The following is a 20,880-nucleotide window of genomic DNA, read 5'->3' on the forward strand; positions in this document are numbered from 1 at the left end:
TTCTTATTTTTGCCCCGTACTTAAGATCACATCTCTTCATGTAGGCCATAATTTCTTTCAGAAAAACAAAATGGAGCCCCCAAAAGCGCTCCAACAGTTATTCACTTTTTAAAGAAAGAAAATTATGCTTATTGCACAAGGTATATCCTATACCCTTCCCAATCGTGACCTATTGTTCACAGAATTAAATCTCGCCATCAATAAACAAGAAAAGATTGCATTGATCGGCAACAACGGATCGGGAAAATCCACCCTGCTGAAGATCTTAGCCGGAACCTTACCAGCTTCCACCGGACACGTAAAAGCGGACGCAAAGCCCTACTACGTGCCCCAGCTCTTTGGTCAGTTTAATGATTATAGCATTGCCCGAGCGCTCCAAGTCGAGGACAAATTGAATGCCTTAAAAGAAATTCTCAAAGGCCACGCAACGGATGAAAACCTGGCTTCCCTCGACGACGATTGGGCGATCGAAGAGCGTTGCCAGGAAGCCTTTGCCCATTGGAAGCTTGACGAATTGGATCTCGCTCAAAAAATGGAAACCCTTAGCGGAGGACAAAAAACAAAAGTCTTTCTCGCGGGTATCCAGATCCACAGTCCTGAAATAGTTTTGTTGGATGAACCCAGCAACCACCTGGATGCTCTCGGTAGAAGCATTCTTTACGACTACATCACCACCACTACCGATACGTTAATGGTGGTAAGTCACGACAGAACACTACTGAATCTTCTGAATACCGTGTTTGAACTCAGCAAGCGAGGGATTACGGCCTATGGTGGAAATTATGACTTCTACGCCGAACAAAAAAGAATCGAGCAAGAGGCTTTGCAACAAGACCTGAAGAGCAAGGAAAAGGCACTCCGGAAAGCAAAAGAAATAGAACGGGAAGCGACGGAACGACAACAAAAACTGGATGCACGCGGAAAGAAGAAACAGGAAAAAGCCGGGCTTCCCACCATCATGATGAAAACGTTTCGAAACAATGCAGAAAAAAGCACGGCGCGCATGAAGGACGTTCACGATGAAAAGGTGGAAGGTCTTTCGCAGGAGCTGAATCAACTGAGAAAAGCGTTGCCGGGTGTGGACAAGATGAAGATGGATCTGGACGACTCGGCGCTTCATCGGGGAAAGATCTTGGTCACCGCCAAGGACATAAATTTTGGGTATGATGGTCGCCTTCTCTGGAAGAACGCCTTGAGTTTTCAAATCGCGAGTGGCGATCGCATCGTGGTTAAAGGGGCAAACGGTTCGGGGAAGACAACGCTCATAAAAATGATTCTAGGCAAAGGCGAGCCGCAATCCGGGACGCTTGAACGGGCTGGCGTCAAGTCCATTTACATTGACCAAGACTATTCGCTGATCGACAACACGCGTAGTGTCTATGAACAGGCCCAACAATTCAATTCAGGTGCATTGGAGGAGCATGAAGTAAAGATCCGTCTAAACCGTTTTTTGTTTACAAAAGCGTACTGGGACAAACCTTGTAAAGTATTGAGCGGCGGAGAGAAAATGCGGTTGATCCTTTGTTGTTTAACGATCAACCATCAGGCCCCCGACATGATCGTGTTGGATGAACCCACAAACAACCTGGATATTCAGAACATCGAGATCTTGACCGCGGCGATCAATGAATACAACGGAACGCTCCTTGTGGTGTCTCATGATGAGTATTTTTTGAAACAGATAAATGTAGAGCGCTCAATGGCGGTAGGGTAAGCTATTGCTGCGTTGGAATGCTGGCCCATCGCCCGTCTAACCTGAAACGCCGATGACTGGTCATTAGCGTCGGTGGTTTTCATGTGTTTCCTGATTATTTTTGTTTTATGGCTTTCCGTCTGCAGGTTTCGATTTTTGCGAGCGTAGCAATGATGCTGGCGTTGGCCGGTTGTCGTTCGCGGGGGGGCGCCGTGGTGGCAACGGAGGTGGTGAACCTGAAGTCGTTGAATGAGGTGGTGATGTTGAAAGATGAGTTGGTGAAACCCATTCTCTACACCAACGTCGCCGGCCTTGACCGCCTACCCACACCCCAGGCCAAAGCAACGTTCATCTCGGCTGTGCTGCCGTCCATACTGGTAGCCAAACACCGCATCGAAGAAGATCGCAAGCGCATGGTCACCCTCCGCGACAAAGTCGAATGGGAGCCCGCCGACAGCACGTTCTTCCTCGATATGCAACTCCGCTACAAAGCCAGGAATGTGAACGACCTCATCGGCCGCATGCGGACCTTGCCTAATAGCATTGTGTTGGCCCAGACGGCAGTGGAAAGCGGGTGGGGGCAAAGCAGGTTCTTCCTCAGCGCCAGCAATCTCTTTGGCATCTGGTCTTTTAACGCCAGCGAACCCCGCATCGCCGCGGCCCGCACGCGGGGAAACAAGATGATCTATCTGCGCGCGTACCCCGACATGTCGCAATCCATTCAACATTACTTTGAGATCCTGGCGCGCTCCACAGCCTATCGCAGCTTGCGAAAGGCACGACTCCGGACCGACAATCCCTTCAAGCTTCTGCCACACTTGAAATATTTCTCCGAACGCCGCTCGGCCTACACACGCCAACTCAAGTCAGTCATCCTTGAAAACAACCTTACCCAATACGATCGCTTTCGTATCGACCCGCAATACATCGAGGGCGAATAAATTGTGAGATAAAGATAGCATCGAAGCAGTGCAGCATTCAATCCGCCTGGGCGGATTCCCGAACAATGGTCCCCGGTCCGACTCCATCCCAGTCCGACTTGTCGGGCGGGATGGGGATTCGGACCGGGGCTTCGAAGCATTCGCGAATTAAACCCCAACGGGATTACCTTTTGTGACCACTGGCTTTCGGCTTGCACGCTTCTGCATGCAACGCGTCGACACTTCATCGCCATTCACATAAAAAACATCGCTGTCTTCTCATTTTTCTTACGATATTTCCCTCCGCACAAAACCTAATACTTCATTACTTATGAGAAGACTGTCGCAACGGCTCTTGTTGGCCTGCTCCATCACCGTACTATTCTTCTACAGCACCTTCGCGCAACAGGCGGCAACCGCGCCGGCGAAAGTGCCGCTGCCCAAGGCATTCCTGGATTCACTGACCCGCCAAACCTTTGATTTCTTCTGGGATCTTGCCGGCAAAGACAACGGCCAGCAACCCGATCGCTGGCCATCGGAAAGCTTTTCCAGCATCGCCGCCACCGGCTTTGGACTGACGTCCTACATTGTCGGCGTCGAGCGCAAATTCATCACCCGCGAACAAGCGGCAGCACGTGTGTTGACAACCCTGAAATTCATGCAAGGCCTTCCCAAGGGCGAAGCGCCTTCGGGTGTTGCGGGCTATAAAGGATTCTTCTATCACTTCCTCGACATGAAGACCGGCTTGCGCTATCAACAAGTAGAACTTTCTACCATCGACACCGGCCTGCTCATGGCTGGTATTCTCACCGTGCAATCCTATTTTGACGGCCCCGACGCCACCGAAAAACAAATCCGCGACATCGCGGACGCGCTCTACTTAGGTGTGGAGTGGGACTGGGCCATGAACGGTAAGGACGTAATGTCCATGGGCTGGCACCCAGAGCATGGCTTCATCGATGCCAACTGGAAAGGCTACAACGAGGCCATGATCCTCTATATTTTAGCGTTGGGCTCGCCGACGCACAGCATTCCCGCCGCAAGCTGGAAAACCTGGACCGACTCGTATCAATGGGCAAAATATCAAGGCCAGGAGTTCGTGAACTTCGGCCCGCTGTTTGGCCACCAATATTCTCATATGTTCATCGACTTCAAAGGCATTTCCGATCCCTACATGAAAACCAAAGGCATCGACTACTTTGAAAACTCCCGCCGCGCCACCTACGCCAACCGTGCCTATTGCGCCCTGAACCCAGGAGGTTATGTAGGCTACGACAAAACCAGTTGGGGCCTCACTGCCTGCGACGGTCCCGGCAATGACAAGAAGAGCAATCCCAACGTTTCCTTCGAAGGCTACAACGCCCGCGGAGCATCCCAATTCTACCTGCGCGACGACGGCACCATCGCCCCCACAGCGGTCGGTGGCTCTCTCGCCTTCGCACCAGAAATCTGCATCCCCACCCTGGTGGAAATGAAAAAACGCCACGGCACGAAACTCTATGACAAATACGGTTTCAAAGATGCATACAACATGAGCATCACCTACGCCGACGGCACCCAAGGATGGTACGACAAAGACTACCTCGGCATCGACCAAGGACCGATCCTTATCCAACTGGAGAACTGGCGCACGCGGATCATCTGGACGACGATGAAGAAGAACAAATACATTCGCGAGGGATTGAAGAAAGCAGGCTTTACGGGAGGATGGCTGGAGCAGCCGTGAGGGGAGGAATCAGGAGCCAAAAGCCAGGAGCTTGGTCTCGGTATTCCAGTAGCAAGTATTCAGTAGCCAGTAGCCAATATTTAATACTCAGCATTTAGTATTCAATATTCAGTATTTCAACGCAAGGGCCATAGTTCAGTTCGAGGCTAGACTATGGCCCTCGTGTATTTGAAATAATTTAGTACTCGACTGACCAGACTTCAAAATCTCACAAAAAAGTTGACTCGCTTCAAAAATGATTACCCGAACAAAAACCGGTAGCAGTGCAATTACTCCTGAGCTCTGATTACAAAGATTGGCACACGCTACTGGAATACCGAGAATAAGCTACTGGCTACTGAATGCTGACTACTGGAATACCGTGAGTAAGCTACTGGACTGGCTACTGAATACCGGCTACTGGAATACCGAGAGTAAGCTACTGGACTGGCTACTGAATACTGGCTACTGGAATACCGAGAGTAAGCTACTGGACTGGCTACTGAATACTGGCTACCGGAATACCGAGAGTAAGCTACTGGACTGGCTACTGAATACTGGCAACCGGAATACCGAGAGTAAGCTACTGGACTGGCTACTGAATACTTGCTACTGGAATACCGAGACCAAGCTCCTGGCTCCTGGCTTCTGGCTCCTAATCCCTTCTCCCGCTAAATTCGTATATTTCCCCTATGAAACCGTGGGCCCTTCTCTTCAGCGCGATCGTGATTCTAAGTTCCGCGCGTGCCCAAAAAATATTCGAAGTGAACGATGCGCTGATCGAGCGCAACTTCATGCCCTATGAGTTGGAATATTATGTAGACACTACGAATGCCATTTCTTTCTGGCAGATCTCCTCGAACAGTTTCTCCAATCGCTTTCACCCGCATCCCAACTATCAAAATAAGGACTTTAAACCCAACGCTTCGTATTGGATCAGGTTGCCGATTCAACACCGGGCGGTTACGGGTAAAGTCTGGCTGTTGGAATTCTACGATCAGACCATCGACGAGATCGAGGCCTACATTCCCCAGGAGAACGGCTCCTACAAGAACGTGATGCTGGGCGACAGTCAGCCCTTTTCGGACCGGCTGCTGCCGCACAAGAATTTCGAAGTGTTGCTAAACATCAAGCGCGACACATTGATGTATTATTACTTCAACGTACGCTCGCATGAGTTTGCCGACATCCGCATCGCCTTCCGCTCTGTGGATCGCTTTGTGAATTATGCCTTGAACGAGTATTTATTGTTCGGCACCTTCTATGGCATGATCCTCATCATCAGCCTTTACAATTTGTTGGTGTATATCGCCATCCGTGAGATCAAGAACATCTACTACATCGTCTACATATTAAGCGTGGCCGCCTATGCCATGAGCTATGACGGCATCGGGTTTCAATACCTCTGGCCGGGCCACCCGGAGTGGAACGACTATGCGGTCGGCATCACACTTTATTCTGTTATTGTCTGGGGGCTTATCTTTACACGCCGCTTCCTAAGCACGCGAGCCAACGCGCCCACGTTGGACAAGGCCTTGAAGGGCATGATCCTGCTGCGGTCGGCGTGGTTCCTGATCGAGTTGTTCTTTCTTCCCCAAATGCTTACCTATCGCAATGTGGAGATCATTCCGCTTTCGCTGATCTTTTATACCGGCATCACCATCTGGAACCAGGGCTACCGGCCCGCGCGGTTCTTTGTTATTGCCTACGGGATCCTGTTCACGGGATTCTTTGTGCGCACGATGGTCTACTTCAACGTCCTGCCCTTCACTACGCCGTTGCACTACAGCCTGCACTTTAGCTTTGTGCTGGAGATGCTCTTCCTCACGTTCGCCCTGGGCGACAGGATCCGCATCCTGAAAGACATGCGCGACCGCGCCCTGAAGCGCATCATCCAGCAACACGAGGTGAACATGCAATTGAAGGACAAGGTGAACCGCGAGCTGGAACAAAAGGTGATGGAGCGCACCCTGGAGCTGAACGAGAAGAACCACCAATTGGAGGAGTCCAACGTTCTGCTGGAAAGGCAATCGCACGAGATCAACCAGATCAACTCCATCCTGGACCTGGACAACTGGAAGCTGAAAAGCAGCATCAAAGAGGTGCTGAGCGAGCGGCTGATGGAAAAGAACATGGACTACCAGCAATTCAAAACGCTGTATCCCGACACGCTGGCCTGCCACCGCTTCCTGGAGAACCTGAAGTGGGAAAAGGCCTTCAACTGTCGAAAATGTGGTAACGAGAAGTACTTTGATGGGGCCCAGAAGTTTGCCCGCCGCTGCACGCGCTGCGGCTACAACGAGTCGATCACGGCCTACACCATCTTCCACAGCATCAAATTCCCGATCGAGAAGGCCTTTTATATTGCCTATCTCACCGTTATCGGTCACAAAGAATATACCCTGGAAGTCCTTGCGGAGCAGCTTGGGCTGCGCGTGAACACCCTGTGGGCTTTCCGGCACAAGGTGGCCGAACGGCTGGCCGACCTGGAAAAGTCGGGCAGGAAGCCGCATTCGTCGCGTTGGGAGGATGTGATCCTGATCCTGGACACACACGCCAAACGACCCCAGCGGGAGCACTCCGGCAAGCCGGTGGATGCCCGTTAGCCCGAATATCTCTTCAATCCAAATCTCTCCAGAACTGACCCGGATTGCCCATCCCAGAAATCGATCCCGCACGCATGTTTTTTTTCTGGTAAAGAACTCCTTTCAATGTCATAGATAACGGTTGAAAAGGCTTGAAAACAATGTTTTTTTCCTGGAAAATCAGACACACAAAAACACACGCGTACCCGGTGCATTTGTGCGCAAAAGTTTGAAATAATTCCCTTTTGTGTTGGAGATATCCAAAATTCAGTGACTGAAAAACTAATCAAACCGCTAACCTATGATCAGAAAATTACTAGTTACATTGTTGACTTTCAGCTTGTTAGCGTCCACTTCATGGGCGCAGACGCGTACGCTGCAAGGCACGGTTACAGATGCGGCAGGCGAGTTGCTGCCAGGTGTCAACGTGATCGTTCGGGGTACAACCAAAGGGACGACCACCGATTCGAATGGTAAATACCAATTGGAGCTCCCGGGGTCCGAGAACGCACTGGTTTTTACATTTATTGGGTACAAGGCCGCTACCGTTGAGGTCGGCGAGCGCACGGTCGTTGACGTCGTCATGGAAGAAGACCTGACCTCGCTGGACGAGGTCGTTGTGGTCGGCTATGGCACGCAGCGGGAGAAAGACCTGACCTCTGCGATCACCACCGTCAAGTCCGAAGACATTTCCCGCACGCCGGCAGCCTCTGCGATGCAGTCGTTGCAGGGCAAAGTTCCGGGCGTACAGATCGTGAGCTCGGGTACACCCGGTGGTTCACCCACGGTACGCGTCCGCGGTGTTGGATCGTATCCGCAGACTAAAGGTGACCAGACGCCGGTAGGCAATGAAGCGCCACTCTATGTAGTGGACGGTGTGTTTTTTGACAACATCGACTTCCTGAACCCCAATGACATTGCAACGATCTCCGTCCTGAAGGATGCTTCCGCGGCGGCCATCTATGGCGTGCGTGCGGCAAACGGCGTGGTGCTCGTCGAGACCAAATCGGGCAAACGCAACCAACAGACAAGGCTGACTTACGACGGTTATTATGGCGTACAAGTAGCCCAGAACGTATTAAAAATGGCCAATTCCGAGCAGTTTGTGACCATGGCCCAGGAATCGGGATCGGCCGCTGATCAGTCCTACATCCTCAATGCCATGCAACGCTACGGACGAAGCCGCGAGAACCCTAACGTTCCCAACGTCAACACCGATTGGTATAAAGAGGTATTGCGTGCTGCACCCATCCAGAACCACAACCTCGGTGTGGAGGGTGGTAGCGACAAGGCTACCTATTCATTGGGCGCCAGCTACTTCGCACAGGATGGTATCCTGGACATGAAGAATAGCTTTGAGCGTCTCAACATCCGCGCGCGAACTGATTTCGATGTCAATGACTGGATCACCGTCGGAGCAAATTTTAACATGAGCAATTCCACCAAGTACTCGCCTGACGATGCCGTGTGGAATCAGGCTTATTTTGCCGTTCCCATTTTTCCGGTGTACGATGAACAAAACACCGCAGCGACCCCCATCAGGTACGCTTCGGCCGAGAACATCGGCTACCGCGGGCCGCAGAATCCATTTCCGACTATGACATTCAACAACAACCGGCTCCAGTCGAGAAAAATACTCGCCAACTTTTATTTGAAATTGGCCCTCATCAAGGACAAGCTGACCTTTAAAAGTGCCTACAACACGGGCAGTACATTCCTCCGCAATCGCGAGGTTGATCTTCCGTATTTTATTTCTACCGACGGGCAACGCAGCGTCCCTGAACTGACCAAGAAGAATGAAACGTTCATCAACCAGATCTGGGATAACGTGCTTACGTTCGACCAGAGCTTCGGTGACCATAACCTGACCGTGATGGCCGGCACCTCGTACCGCAATGAATTGTGGGACATGCTCACCGCACGTGGCAGGTACTTCCCGGTAAACGACGAGCATTCGTGGTACCTTGATCAGTCGCTTGAGATTCCCGTAACAGACAACGGCACGGGGGCGAAGCTGGTGACCGACGACGGGACCCATCAGTACGGCTTCTCGTACTTTGGCCGGGTGGCCTACAACTATCAGGACAAATATCTACTGTACGCTACCTTCCGCGCCGACGGTTCTTCTAAGTACCAGGAGAAATGGGGTTATTTCCCAACGATCGGTGCAGGCTGGGTGTTGTCGGAAGAGAATTTCCTGAAGGGCAATTCGGTAGTTGATTTTCTGAAATTGCGAGCGAGCTGGGGCAAGTTGGGTAATGACAAGGTGCAAGCCTCCGATGGACTTGCTACAAAGACGGTCATTACCGGCGTGTACGGGAATTCGTTCAAGTCCGGTACTTATGCCAAGAGCACTTTTGATTACCTGCGTTGGGAAGTCGTGGAAGAAGTGAACGTTGGCGTTACGTCCAAGTTTTTAGGTAGTCGCTTGTCGCTCGAGGCCGACTATTATACCCGCGATACACAGAACCCCGTGTTCCCTTTAACCGTACCGTTGATTGGTGGGACGGTCATGAGGAACGTGGGTGTAGTGCGGAATGCCGGTCTCGAACTTGCCCTGAATTGGGCTGATAAAATAGGCGATGGCTTCCGGTATAACGTCGGTTTCAACATGGCCACGCTCAAGAACAAAGCAACGGACCTTGGTGGCGCGCCCTATATTGAAGGCGGCTCAGCGGAGTTCCGTCAACGTACTTACCTGAATCAACCCCTTCAGGCGTTCTTTGGATATCGCACAGACGGCGTGTATCAGAACCAGGCAGCGATTGAGGCTGACCCGGCTGCCGTGGCTTATAACCAAGCTAATCCCAGTAACCCGATCGTCGCCGGTGACTTGAGGTTCAAGGATCTCAATCACGACGGCGTGATCAACGCCAGCGACCGGGAGGTCATCGGCTCGTTCCTTCCCAAGCTTACTTGGGGGGTGAACCTCGGCGCTTCCTGGAAGAACTTCGATCTGTCGGTAAATCTGATGGGTCAGAACGGCGCCAAGATCCTGAACCGCAAGCGCGGTGAAATGCTCTGGACAACCGACGGTAACCTCGATGCCGATTTGGCAAAGAACCGCTGGCACGGCGAAGGCACGTCCAACAAGTATCCCTCGTCGGCCGGCTTGCGCAAAGGCTGGAATCAAAAGATGAGCGATTACTTCGTGGAGAAAGGCGATTTCTTCCGCATCCAGAACGTCAACGTAGGCTATACCTTCAAGGCCAGCAAGCTCGGCACCAAATTCCCCGATGCCAGACTTTCATTCACTGCCGAACGACCCCTGACCGTATTTAAATACAACGGCTTCAACCCCGAAACGCCTAACGGTATCGATTCGCAGACTTACCCGATCCCGGCCGTGTACACGGTAGGACTGAGCGTTAAATTCTAAAATTTTTTAAAGACACTGTATGAAATCAATCCATAAATACCTGTCCACGGCGGCCTTCCTGGGAATGATGCTGCTGACGATCTCCTGCAACGATCAGTTGCACGAGATTGCCGAGAACCTCACGGCTACCAACGCCACCGACTATACGAAGACCGAAGACATGATCAACCCGTTGCTGGGTGCCTACGGCGAATTCCAAAACCGCGGTTGGGAAGATTACCCGCTCATCTCCGTAAGGGGAGACGATGTGAACGCCGGCGGTCTCGGCGACCAGCAGGAGTTTGCGAATTCTGACCGGTACAACTACGCCAACACCGACTATTGGATGTTCAACTCCGTATGGCAGAACTTGTACAACGATGTTCTGGCTGCCAACTCCGCCATCGAGCAGATCGAGCTGTACAAAGAATTTGCACCCAACCCGGCGCTGGCTGATCAGTACATGGCCGAAGCCAAAGTGCTGCGAGCCTTCCTGTTGCTGCAGCTTTCCCGTACCTGGGGCCGTGTCTATATTCCTGTCACTTCTGATCCTACCGATTTGTTTGAAATGAAAGTTTCCACCAAAGACGAGGTGATGCAATTCATTGCCGACGACATGGATGCCGCCGCCGGTCAGCTGCCTAACCTGCGCCCCAACCAGCGCGACGATATCAAGGGCGGCGTAACCCGCTACACGGCCCTCGCCATGAAAGCGCTGGCCAACCTTGAATTGAAAAACTTCCAGGGTGTGGCCGATGCTACCGGCGCCATCATCGAATCAGGACTGTTCCACCTCGAGGACGACTACTACAACCTGTTCAAGATTCCGGGCAAACTCAACGACGAGAACCTGCTCGAGTTGCAATATTGGGATTCGGGCGTGGCTGGTGGCACGAGCCTGAGTTACCTCTTTGCTTTCTTCGGTCCGGAAACATGGAAACCGAAAGTAGCTACTGCAGGGGGTGGCTGGGGATTCTTCGAGCCGAGTCTGAAATACGTCAAGTTTATGCTCGATCGCAATGAGGAAAAGCGTTTGGTCACTACCGTGATTTTCACACCCCGTGGGATCGCCAAGATCCAGGAGGATCCGAAATACGCCACACTGCCCAGTTATGTTTCCGTCACCACCCCCTCGGGCGATGTGTTCCAAGACTTTGCCCGCGAAATGTTCCTTAGCGGCAAGCACTATCTGCCTTCCGACCAACTCACAGCCGGCATCAATGACTATGGCACCAACAAGAATTTCATTTGTCTCCGCTACGCGGAGATTCTGCTCATGCATGCCGAAGCCCGCGTGCAAGGTGCATCCGGCTCGATTTCGGCCGACGAAGCGGTGAACCAGGTCCGCGACCGTGCTGACCTTGGACACCTGAGCGGCGTGACCCTTGATGATGTGTTGGATGAAAAATACGCGGAGCTGGCCACCGAGTGGGGCGTCCGTTATTTCGACATGCTGCGCTACCAGCGCTACGACGAACTGAGTTACGATGGCCGTACCTTCACGGCTGATAAAACGTTTCTGCCGTATCCGCAGATCCAAGTCGATCAATTGCCCGGCCTGACGGAATCCAATTAGTTAAACTGAAAATTGAAAGCAATGAAACTATTCAAACATATTCTGGCAGGCGGTGTGATCGCAGCATTGGTCACGGGCTGTAATAATGGCATCGATCCCATTTCGCACGTCGAGCCCGGCGCCGATGTGACGGCACCCACCGTCACCCTTAAGTTCCCCCTAGAAGGAACCAAGATCAAAGTCGGCGAACTGGTGACCAACCTCGATATTCAATTTCAGGTCGAGGACGACATTGAGGTCAAATCCATCTCCGTGAAAGTCGACAATGACCAAGTGGGAACGCTGACGGATTTCAAGGACTATCGCCGTGTCATTGTAGACGGCGAAGAGATGGTGTATGAAGGGCTGGCAAACGGCATGCACACCCTCACCATTACGGCGACCGATATTGATAACAAAACCACGACAGCCACGGCGACTTTTGAGAAAGCACCGCCCTACGTACCGCTGTATCCCAATGAAAAATTCTACATGTCATTCGACGCTGATGTAGGATTCAAGGAATTGGTGACGTTCACGGATCCGACCATCGTGGGAACGCCCACCCTGGCCAATGAAGGCTCTTCCGGAGGAAGTAGCTACAAAGGTGCTGCAGGTGCTTATCTCACCCGTCCCACCACAGGGTTGCAAGGCAATGAATTCAGTGCTGTCTTCTGGATGAAAGTGAACGACAATCCTGACCGCGCCGGTGTGCTGGTCATGAGTGCGCCCGACCTTGTTAATCCTGCGGCACCGAACAACCGCAACTACGGCTTCCGGTTTTTCCGCGAAGCTGCCGGCGGCAAACAGCGATTTAAACTGAACGTCGGCGACGGCACAACCGACTATTGGTTTGACGGCGGCGCAGCAGCTGACGTTGCACCCAACACAGATCAGTGGGTGAACTTCGCTTTCACCATTTCAAACAGCAATGTCGCTGTGTATATCGATGGTGAAGTGGTATCGCAAGGCGCATTTCCGGGTGTGAGCTGGACAGGCTGCGATCTTCTTTCGATCATGTCGGGCGATCCGCGCTTCATGGAATGGGGACATCATTCAGACCAAAGTCTCCTGGACGAACTGCGTCTTTTCGACAAGGCCCTTACGCCGACAGAAATACAAGACATGATCGATGCCCGGTATCAGCCCTACGATGGCGAGAAGCTTTACATGACCTTCAACGGCAACTACAATGATTTTCTGACCGGAACGGGTGCCACCGTCGTTGGCACACCTGGTTTTGCCGGCGAAGGTAAGAAAGGAGATTCTTATGCCGGCGCTGCCGATTCGTATTTGACCTGGCCCACGACAGACTTGCTGGGCGACGAATTCAGCGCGGCATTCTGGATGAAGATCAACAACGTCCCCGATCGTGCAGGCATCCTGGTGATCGGACCCCCGGATCCCAACCTCCCGGCTACACCGAATAACCGTAATTCCGGTTTCAGATTTTTCAGAGAAGATGCCGCCGGCAAACAAAGGTTTAAGTTGAACGTCGGAGATGGCACAGCCGACCATTGGTTTGACGGTGGTGCAAATGCCGACGTCGATCCGGCTGCCGGTGACTGGGTGCATTTCGCGATCACCATTTCACAGTCGCACGCCGCTGTTTACATCAACGGTAATGTGGCTTCCGAAGGAGACTTCCCCGGTGTAGACTGGACAGGATGCGATATCTTATCCATCATGTCTGGCGACCCGCGCTTCATGGAGTGGGGACACCATTCGGACCAGAGCTTCATGGACGATCTGCACGTATTCAACAAGGCGCTTACACAAGCCGAAGTGCAGACCGTTATGAACGGAGATTAACGGTAGTATTTAGTAAGGCATTAACCTAACAAAGCACAAGGATCCCGCGTTTACGTGGGGTCCTTATGTTTAAAAAGCTGTCATGTACATTCGAAAGCTGTTCCTCTTTTTAATCGTTGTCTGTTCATTGCAGGCTTGTGGTGATAACGATCCCGACAAAACTTCCCTCGAACTTCAGCACGTTTTCATTGGGTCCACGGAAATAAGCCTGACGGGTAACACACAAGCAGGCTTGCCGATCGACAGGTCCATCAGCCTTTCCTTTTCGACCTCCGTCGACCGGGCTTCCGCTGCCAATGGCATACGCCTGAGTGCTGGCGGCCAAACCGTCAATGCACAGCTTAACTTTTCCTCGGAAGATAAAATCGTAGTGCTCTCGCCCGTAGGTACGCTCACACCCTCCACCCATTATACCCTCGAAGTCACCAGCAATCTGAAAAGCGCTGCAGGCCAGCCTGCCTCTCCTGCAACAGTCCAATTCACTACGACCATCGGTCCGTTTACACTGCTTTCCGGCGAGATCGGCGGGAAGAGCATTGCAGGTACTGGCCCGATCATGGACGTGCCGCAGGCCCTCACTATGGTCTTCGAATTCTCCAGCGCTGTGGACGAATCAACACTGTCAGATGCGGCTGTTCTGAGTGGTCCGGGAAACACCGACCTCGTATTTGCCTTATCCAATGGCAACAAGACCGTCACGATCACCAGCGCGTCGCCACTGCAACATCTAAGCAAGTTTAGTTTCAGGCTCTCTAACGCGCTCAAGGGCTCGGAAGGACAAACCTTTGACGGTCTCTCGGAAAATTTTTATACCGCCGTGGACGAAACACCCAAGTTCCCCGTGATCTCCGACGACGCCTTGCTTTCATTGGTACAACAGCAAACATTCACCTACTTCTGGGATCTCGGTCATCCCACCAGCGGTCTGGCACGCGAACGCGATAACTCCGGTGACATTGTTACCAGTGGCGGTTCTGGCTTTGGGATCATGGCCATCGTTGTGGGGATAGAAAGAGATTTCATCACCCGTACCGACGGTGTTCAGCGGTTGAATAAGATTGTGACCTTCCTCGAACATGCCGACCGTTTCCACGGCGCGTGGCCGCATTGGATCAACGGCGCTACTGGCGAGGTCATTCCCTTCAGCACAAAAGACAACGGCGGCGACCTGGTTGAGACTTCTTTCCTTATGCAAGGCCTCCTCACCGCGCGCCAATATTTACAATCCCCCGATACCGTTGGCAACAACCTCATTCGCCGGATGACCAAGCTCTATGAAGGCGTGGAGTGGGACTGGTATCGCAAAGATGGTCAGGAAGTGCTCTACTGGCATTGGTCGCCCAACTACAACTGGGATATGAATTTCGCCCTCTCGGGATATTTTGAAGAACAGATCACCTACGTACTCGCCGCTGCTTCGCCAACACACGGCATACCGAAAAGCGTATACACCAACGGTTACGGGCAGAACGGCGCCATAAAAACAGGACAGCAATATTACGGCTACACTTTGCCCCTGGGAACACCGAGTCCTTTGTTCTGGGTGCAATATTCTTATTTGGGAATGGATCCCCACTTCAAAGACGACTATGCCGACTATTGGGAACAAAACGTGAACGCCACGCTGATCAACCACGCTTATTGCGCGGCCAATCCAAAAAACTATGTAGGCTACAGCGATGCGTGTTGGGGCTTGACCGCCAGCGATGATCCCAGCAGCGGCTATGATGCCCACTCGCCGTCAAATGACTCGGGAGTGATCACACCCACGGCTGCGCTATCCTCGTTTCCCTATGCCCCCGAAGAGTCGATGAAGGCGCTGAAGTTCTTTTACTACACATTGGGCGATAGACTTTGGGGGCCGTATGGATTTTATGATGCCTTCGATCTGTCGGAAGGTTGGGTGGCCAATTCGTATTTGGCCATCGACCAGGGACCGATCGTGGTCATGATCGAGAACTATCGCACGGGGTTGCTGTGGAATTTATTTATGTCGGCGCCGGAAGTGCAGGCCGCCAAAACAAAATTGGAATTTAATTGACCTATTACTGAATAACTCACAAAGATCTCCGCGAGGAGCCCAGCCTAAAGTACAGTCTCTCATTTTTTTGAGAGGCTTGCTTGGGTCTGGATAACGAGACAACATGATATTTGATCTTCGTAAATAGCTGCGCTTAACACCGCGAGCCGTTTGCATAAACTAAAAGAAACCAACGCATGAAAAGATTGATCTTCCTGTGGATGGCCGGGATGCTGATACTGACAGCCTGCCAAAAGAGTGCGCCCAAGTCATCTGGAAACATCGCCGGTCGTGTAGACTCCGTGCTGACCCTGATGACGCTGGAGGAAAAGATTGGCCAACTCACCCTCTTCACCAGCGATATCGACGTGACCGGCCCTACCATTCGCGAAAACTATCGCGAAGACATCAAGGCGGGCAGGGTAGGCGCCATCTTCAATGCCTTTGGCGCGGACTATACGCGCAAGTTGCAGGAACTGGCTGTAAAGGAAACGCGTCTTCACATACCGCTCATCTTTGGATATGACGTGATCCATGGGCACCGCACCATTTTTCCCATTCCGCTGGGAGAGGCCGCCAGTTGGGATATCGCGGCCATGGAGCAGTCGGCCCGCGTCGCCGGCGACGAAGCTTCTGCCCAGGGACTGCACTGGACCTTCGCGCCCATGTGCGACATTGCCCGCGACCCCCGCTGGGGTAGGATGGCCGAGGGTGCTGGGGAAGATACCTACCTCGGCTCACAGATCGCCATCGCCCGCGTAAAAGGCTTTCAGGGCAATGGCATCGGCGACCTCCATTCGGTCATGGCCTGCGTGAAACACTTTGCAGCCTACGGCGCCGTCCAGGCCGGCCGTGATTATCACACCACCGACATGTCCGATCGCATGCTGCGCGAAGTGTACCTGCCACCCTATAAAGCGGCCATCGATGCCGGCGCGGCCACCGTCATGACCTCCTTCAACGAACTCGACGGCGTGCCGGCAACAGGAAATAAATACCTGATGACCGACATCCTCCGCAAAGAATGGAACTTCAAAGGTTTCGTGGTAACCGACTACACCTCCATCATGGAAATGATCCCCCACGGCATCGCCGAAGACACCGCCTCCGCTGCGGCCCTGGCCCTGGAGGCCGGTGTGGACATGGACATGCAAGCCGGCTTCTACAACAGCTCGCTGCAACGCCTGGTGAAAGAAGGCAAACTGAAAGAAGGACTCGTGAATGAAGCCGTGCGCCACATCCTGACAAAGAAATTCGAATTGGGTTTGTTTGACGATCCCTACCGCTATTGCAACCCCGAACGCGAAAAGGCCACCATCATGAAACCGGAATACCTCACGGCATCACGCGATGTGGCGCGCAAATCCATGGTGTTGCTCAAGAACGATCAGCATGTGCTGCCCTTGTCGAAGACCACGCGATCCATCGCGGTGATCGGCCCCCTGGCCGATGCCAAAAAAGAAATGATTGGTTCCTGGTCGGCCGCCGGCGAAGGTGCCAAGGCGGTGAGCATCCTGGAAGGTATTAAGACTGCGGTAACCCCGTCGACAAAAATAGTGTTTGCCAAAGGCTGCAACATTAACGACGACACCACCAAAGGATTTGCGCAGGCCCTGCAAGCCGCGAAGCAAGCCGACATAGTCGTGATGGCCCTGGGCGAAGCCGCGCTCATGACCGGTGAAGCGGCCAGTCGCGCCTCGCTCAACCTGCCCGGTGTGCAACAGCAATTGTTGGAAGCGATCTACAAGACTGGCAAACCCATCGTGGTGGTCCTGCTCAACGGCCGGCCGCTCACCATAAACTGGATGACCCAAAACAAGGTCGCCGTGCTGGAGGCCTGGTTCCCCGGCACAGAAGCCGGCCACGCCGTGGCAGACGTGTTGTTTGGTGACTATAATCCCTCCGGCAAATTGCCTGTCACCTTCCCGCGGTCGGTGGGGCAGATCCCAATTTTCTACAACATGAAAAACACGGGCCGCCCCATGGACCCCAACAACAAATACTCGTCAAAATATCTCGACGAATCCAACGCACCCCTTTTCCCCTTCGGCTATGGCCTGAGCTATACCACCTTCGAATACGGCGACGTGCAGCTCAACAAACAGGAGATCACACAGCAGGAAGGCATCACCATCACCTGCAAAGTGAAGAACACTGGCAAGCGTGAAGGCGAGGAAGTTGTCCAGTTGTATGTGCACGATCTCGTGGGAAGTGTAACGCGCCCGGTCAAAGAATTGAAAGGGTTTAAAAAAGTGATGCTGCAACCCGGCGAATCGAAGGAGATCAGCTTCACGTTAACGCAATCCGATTTGTCGTTCTACCGGAGAGATATGTCTTTTGGCACGGAGCCAGGTAAATATGATGTGTTCGTCGGAGGAAATTCAGATGATTTGAAGAAAGCTTCGTTCACGTTGAAGTAGAAGGCATGAAAAATTGAACGGCAGAGGCGCAAAAGAGCGCAGGGAAATACAAGTCTTTAGTTCCTTTTCCTTGCGCTCTTTGCGCCTCTGCGGTTTAATCCTTGTTCAGCACCAAATGCGATCCAAAGAACACCCAGCACAACGCTGTCATTAGCTGTCACCTCTTTCGTGCACTGTGGAAATCATCAACAAATTTAGGGAGCTCTGTAAGATGCTTGAGGTTGTGTTTTTTGGGGAGTTCCCCGGTGTCGCGAAAATCATAGTGCCTTACTTTCATGACGCAGTCGTATTCTCCAAGCACGTTGTCGAGTGTTATTAAGCCGTAATATGCTGCCTCGTTTTCATCATGTTTTGAGAAATTTTCGGCGTAAACAATAACGTCCAGTGAGTCAACGTCAATAAGGGGATCGAAATACATTTTCGCTGGCTCAAATTCAATATCTCCGATCTTTAACGAGAAGCCTTCGGGGGCCCTTTGTCGAAAAGCGGTTACGGTCCATTTATCGATGTTGGGCGCTCTTGATACGATGGCTTGGACGATGTCAAACTTTGACCGGTCGCCTTCTGGCGAAATAATGATTTCCCTTGTCCCATTGTGTTCTGCTGAGATTTCAACCGCCAGCCCGTCTTCAATTTTTCTCAGTTGGGCGAGTATCAGCTCCAATTTCTCATCTTGGTGTATTAAATCTTGATCGAGTGCGTCTTCAAATTTTTCTTTATTGTCAGCAAACCAATTCCAGAAGATATCAATTTTGTCCTCGGCCCTTGGCCTAGATATATTTTCTTTTTTCGTCTTCGCTGAACAACAAAATAGCATCAACGCGACACACGGAAGGAGAATGACTTTAGAAAGGAGATGCAACGAGGCGTTATTAGAATTTTTCATTGGATAAACCGGGGATAGTGCAACGTCCAAGGTGGAAGACCGTGCAATATGTAAAATCTAAAACGCATCTAAAAGTATGAATTGCAGCCCTCGGTTTTGGCACTGAAATTTTGGTGCGTTTCAAGGCATCCCGGCCGGTTCAATAGCGGCCAGCTAGCGCGTTGGGTGGGTGTTGGGCCTATGCCATATAAAATACTTCCCGCAACGCGGTCTGCACCGGCGACTCATCCGCATTTGTCTCCATAATATCCTTCATATACGCCCACCACTCCCGCATCACCGGATGATCGCGGATCGGCCCCAACACCGCAGCATCCTCCACCTTCATCACTCCAAACAACGTCAGCGACCCTTCATCCAAAAAAATCGAATAATCCTTGATCCCCGAATCCTTTAACAAATATTTCAGCGCCGGCCAGATCGCGTCGTGTCGTCGTTTATATTCTTCCACCTGGCCTGGAAAAAGTTTCATGGTAAATGCAAGTCGTTCCATAGGGCAATTTGATTCAGAAATTATTTCAGGGCGTTACCATAGCCCACCAGGATCACCGACAACAAAATCGTGAGGATCCCGGCGGCGATGGTGGCCCGTGTTTTTGGTTGCACGCCTTTCCATTCTTTGAGCAGGATCCCCCAGAGGTTTGCCACGAGGATGATAAACGCCATGTGCAGGATCCACGAACTGGCACCGTTGCCAAGTTTACTTTCGCCCATGCCGTAGAAAAAGAACTGGAGGAACCAGATGGTGCCGGCCAGTGCAGCGAAGAAGTAGTTTTGGAGCAGGGGCGTTTTGGAGTTCGTGTAGTCACCGAACGTTTTGTTCCGTGCGTTCAGGATCATGCACCACACAAAATTGGTGGTGAGACCACCCCAAAGTAACACGACATAGATCACATTGTTCTGATAGAGGAATTCGCTGGTGGCGTCGGGGTTGGCGGCTTGCCAGAGCGCATCGGCCTGCTCGGCCATGGATGTGCCGGCCTCGATGCCATAGTTGAAACAGGCGCTGAGGATGCCCGAAAACGTGCACACGATCAGGCCTTTCACAAGGTTGAACTCTTTGATGCTTTCCTTCTTCTTTTCTTCGGGAAGTTCTTTTTCCTTCATCATGCCGGCGCGTCCGCAGAGATAGATTCCCACCAGGCAAAGGGCCACACCCAGCAACACGACGCGGCCCCAGGAGGTGGTCATCAGTTCGTGGAAGCTGGTTTTGCCCACGGTGGGAACAAAATCGTAGTATATGGAGGGAACAATGGATCCGCATACCGACGTGAACCCCAGCAACACCGAGTTGCCCAGCGACATGCCCAGGTAGCGCATACCTAACCCATACGTTAGTCCACCGATACCCCACAGGATGCCCCAGAAATAGGTCCACCGGAGTGTGGAGCCGGAGGCTTGCGAAATGATGTCGAAAAAATGCGGGATGGTGAGCCAGGCGGCGAAAGGAGGGATGATGAGCCACGAAAAAAGACCGCCCACGATCCAATAGCTTTCCCACGACCATTCTTTTACCTTTTTAAAAGGAACATAGAAACTGCCGGAAGCGAACCCGCCGATGAAATGAAAAATGATACCGAAAATGACCTGCATAGAAGGGTAGAGTAAGGTTCAAGGGAACAAAGTGATCCAGGTAAAAATAGAAACTCTCCGCAAACGAAACCGTCATGAACTGTCTGCAAAAGAAAATACAGGCGCCTGCTACCGAAACGCCCCAAAATTTGGACGTCCCTGATTCTTTTTCTCCACATTCCGAAGGCATAAACCTTGCTTTTAGCCCGGGAAAGGCATTGGCATGCAAATCGTCATGGCCTGAAATAAAAAGCTATGGAAACGCATAAGAAAATGAGCGGGACGGAATGGCTGGTGGAAACGGTCACCTGGGCGGTCTTGACGCTGGTGCTGTTCTACGCATAAGAACCCGCG

Annotated in this window: 12 protein-coding genes; 9 read left to right on the plus strand and 3 right to left on the minus strand. The window is 52.1% G+C overall.

Annotated elements, in window-relative coordinates:
* Positions 1-124 precede the first annotated feature (124 nt).
* The 9 genes from abc-f to bglX all read left to right on the plus strand — a co-directional run bounded on the left by abc-f (position 125) and on the right by bglX (position 18,068).
* Positions 125-1,714 carry a ribosomal protection-like ABC-F family protein gene (gene abc-f / locus BUB30_RS27315; protein WP_073140922.1) on the plus strand — a complete coding sequence of 530 codons (1,590 nt, stop codon included), beginning with the start codon at positions 125-127 and terminating at the stop codon, positions 1,712-1,714.
* A gap of 107 nt (positions 1,715-1,821) precedes the next feature.
* Positions 1,822-2,634 (plus strand): glucosaminidase domain-containing protein, encoded by an 813-nt coding sequence (locus BUB30_RS27320; RefSeq protein ID WP_073140924.1) that lies wholly within the window; start codon positions 1,822-1,824, stop codon positions 2,632-2,634.
* Between the two features lie 310 nt (positions 2,635-2,944).
* Positions 2,945-4,339, plus strand: a complete 1,395-nt coding sequence (locus tag BUB30_RS27325) for a glucoamylase family protein (protein ID WP_073140925.1) — start codon at positions 2,945-2,947, stop codon at positions 4,337-4,339.
* Between the two features lie 671 nt (positions 4,340-5,010).
* Positions 5,011-6,924: a 7TM diverse intracellular signaling domain-containing protein gene (locus BUB30_RS27330; RefSeq protein ID WP_073140927.1), complete on the plus strand. Its 1,914-nt coding sequence runs from the start codon at positions 5,011-5,013 to the stop codon at positions 6,922-6,924.
* A 280-nt stretch (positions 6,925-7,204) separates the two neighbouring features.
* Complete coding sequence (locus tag BUB30_RS27335; protein WP_073140929.1) at positions 7,205-10,282, plus strand: SusC/RagA family TonB-linked outer membrane protein; 3,078 nt, start codon at positions 7,205-7,207, stop codon at positions 10,280-10,282.
* Positions 10,283-10,301: 19 nt separating this feature from the next.
* On the plus strand, positions 10,302-11,837 hold the full coding sequence (locus BUB30_RS27340; protein ID WP_073140931.1) for a RagB/SusD family nutrient uptake outer membrane protein: 1,536 nt from the start codon (positions 10,302-10,304) through the stop codon (positions 11,835-11,837).
* Between the two features lie 21 nt (positions 11,838-11,858).
* On the plus strand, positions 11,859-13,628 hold the full coding sequence (locus BUB30_RS27345; protein WP_073140933.1) for a LamG domain-containing protein: 1,770 nt from the start codon (positions 11,859-11,861) through the stop codon (positions 13,626-13,628).
* 82 nt (positions 13,629-13,710) lie between these two features.
* Positions 13,711-15,669: a glucoamylase family protein gene (locus tag BUB30_RS27350; protein ID WP_073140935.1), complete on the plus strand. Its 1,959-nt coding sequence runs from the start codon at positions 13,711-13,713 to the stop codon at positions 15,667-15,669.
* A gap of 176 nt (positions 15,670-15,845) precedes the next feature.
* Positions 15,846-18,068, plus strand: a complete 2,223-nt coding sequence (gene bglX, locus BUB30_RS27355; RefSeq protein ID WP_073140937.1) for a beta-glucosidase BglX — start codon at positions 15,846-15,848, stop codon at positions 18,066-18,068.
* A gap of 157 nt (positions 18,069-18,225) precedes the next feature.
* Here bglX and BUB30_RS27360 read toward each other — a convergent pair whose 3' ends face one another.
* From BUB30_RS27360 to rhaT, 3 genes are all read right to left on the minus strand, one after another.
* Complete coding sequence (locus BUB30_RS27360) at positions 18,226-18,954, minus strand: hypothetical protein (protein WP_143165105.1); 729 nt, start codon at positions 18,952-18,954, stop codon at positions 18,226-18,228.
* A 178-nt stretch (positions 18,955-19,132) separates the two neighbouring features.
* Positions 19,133-19,447 carry an L-rhamnose mutarotase gene (gene rhaM / locus BUB30_RS27365; protein ID WP_073140942.1) on the minus strand — a complete coding sequence of 105 codons (315 nt, stop codon included), beginning with the start codon at positions 19,445-19,447 and terminating at the stop codon, positions 19,133-19,135.
* 20 nt (positions 19,448-19,467) lie between these two features.
* Positions 19,468-20,547, minus strand: coding sequence for an L-rhamnose/proton symporter RhaT (gene rhaT / locus BUB30_RS27370; protein WP_073140944.1), 1,080 nt, complete (start codon positions 20,545-20,547; stop codon positions 19,468-19,470).
* Between the last annotated feature and the right edge of the window lie 333 nt (positions 20,548-20,880).

This window comes from Chryseolinea serpens (assembly GCF_900129725.1).
Lineage (GTDB): Bacteria > Bacteroidota > Bacteroidia > Cytophagales > Cyclobacteriaceae > Chryseolinea > Chryseolinea serpens.

Coding starts and splice junctions, on each gene's coding strand:
- abc-f (WP_073140922.1), top strand. CDS start 125: ATGCTTATTGCACAAGGTATATCCTATACCCTTCCCAATCGTGACCTA.
- BUB30_RS27320 (WP_073140924.1), top strand. CDS start 1,822: ATGGCTTTCCGTCTGCAGGTTTCGATTTTTGCGAGCGTAGCAATGATG.
- BUB30_RS27325 (WP_073140925.1), top strand. CDS start 2,945: ATGAGAAGACTGTCGCAACGGCTCTTGTTGGCCTGCTCCATCACCGTA.
- BUB30_RS27330 (WP_073140927.1), top strand. CDS start 5,011: ATGAAACCGTGGGCCCTTCTCTTCAGCGCGATCGTGATTCTAAGTTCC.
- BUB30_RS27335 (WP_073140929.1), top strand. CDS start 7,205: ATGATCAGAAAATTACTAGTTACATTGTTGACTTTCAGCTTGTTAGCG.
- BUB30_RS27340 (WP_073140931.1), top strand. CDS start 10,302: ATGAAATCAATCCATAAATACCTGTCCACGGCGGCCTTCCTGGGAATG.
- BUB30_RS27345 (WP_073140933.1), top strand. CDS start 11,859: ATGAAACTATTCAAACATATTCTGGCAGGCGGTGTGATCGCAGCATTG.
- BUB30_RS27350 (WP_073140935.1), top strand. CDS start 13,711: ATGTACATTCGAAAGCTGTTCCTCTTTTTAATCGTTGTCTGTTCATTG.
- bglX (WP_073140937.1), top strand. CDS start 15,846: ATGAAAAGATTGATCTTCCTGTGGATGGCCGGGATGCTGATACTGACA.
- BUB30_RS27360 (WP_143165105.1), bottom strand. CDS start 18,954: ATGAAAAATTCTAATAACGCCTCGTTGCATCTCCTTTCTAAAGTCATT.
- rhaM (WP_073140942.1), bottom strand. CDS start 19,447: ATGGAACGACTTGCATTTACCATGAAACTTTTTCCAGGCCAGGTGGAA.
- rhaT (WP_073140944.1), bottom strand. CDS start 20,547: ATGCAGGTCATTTTCGGTATCATTTTTCATTTCATCGGCGGGTTCGCT.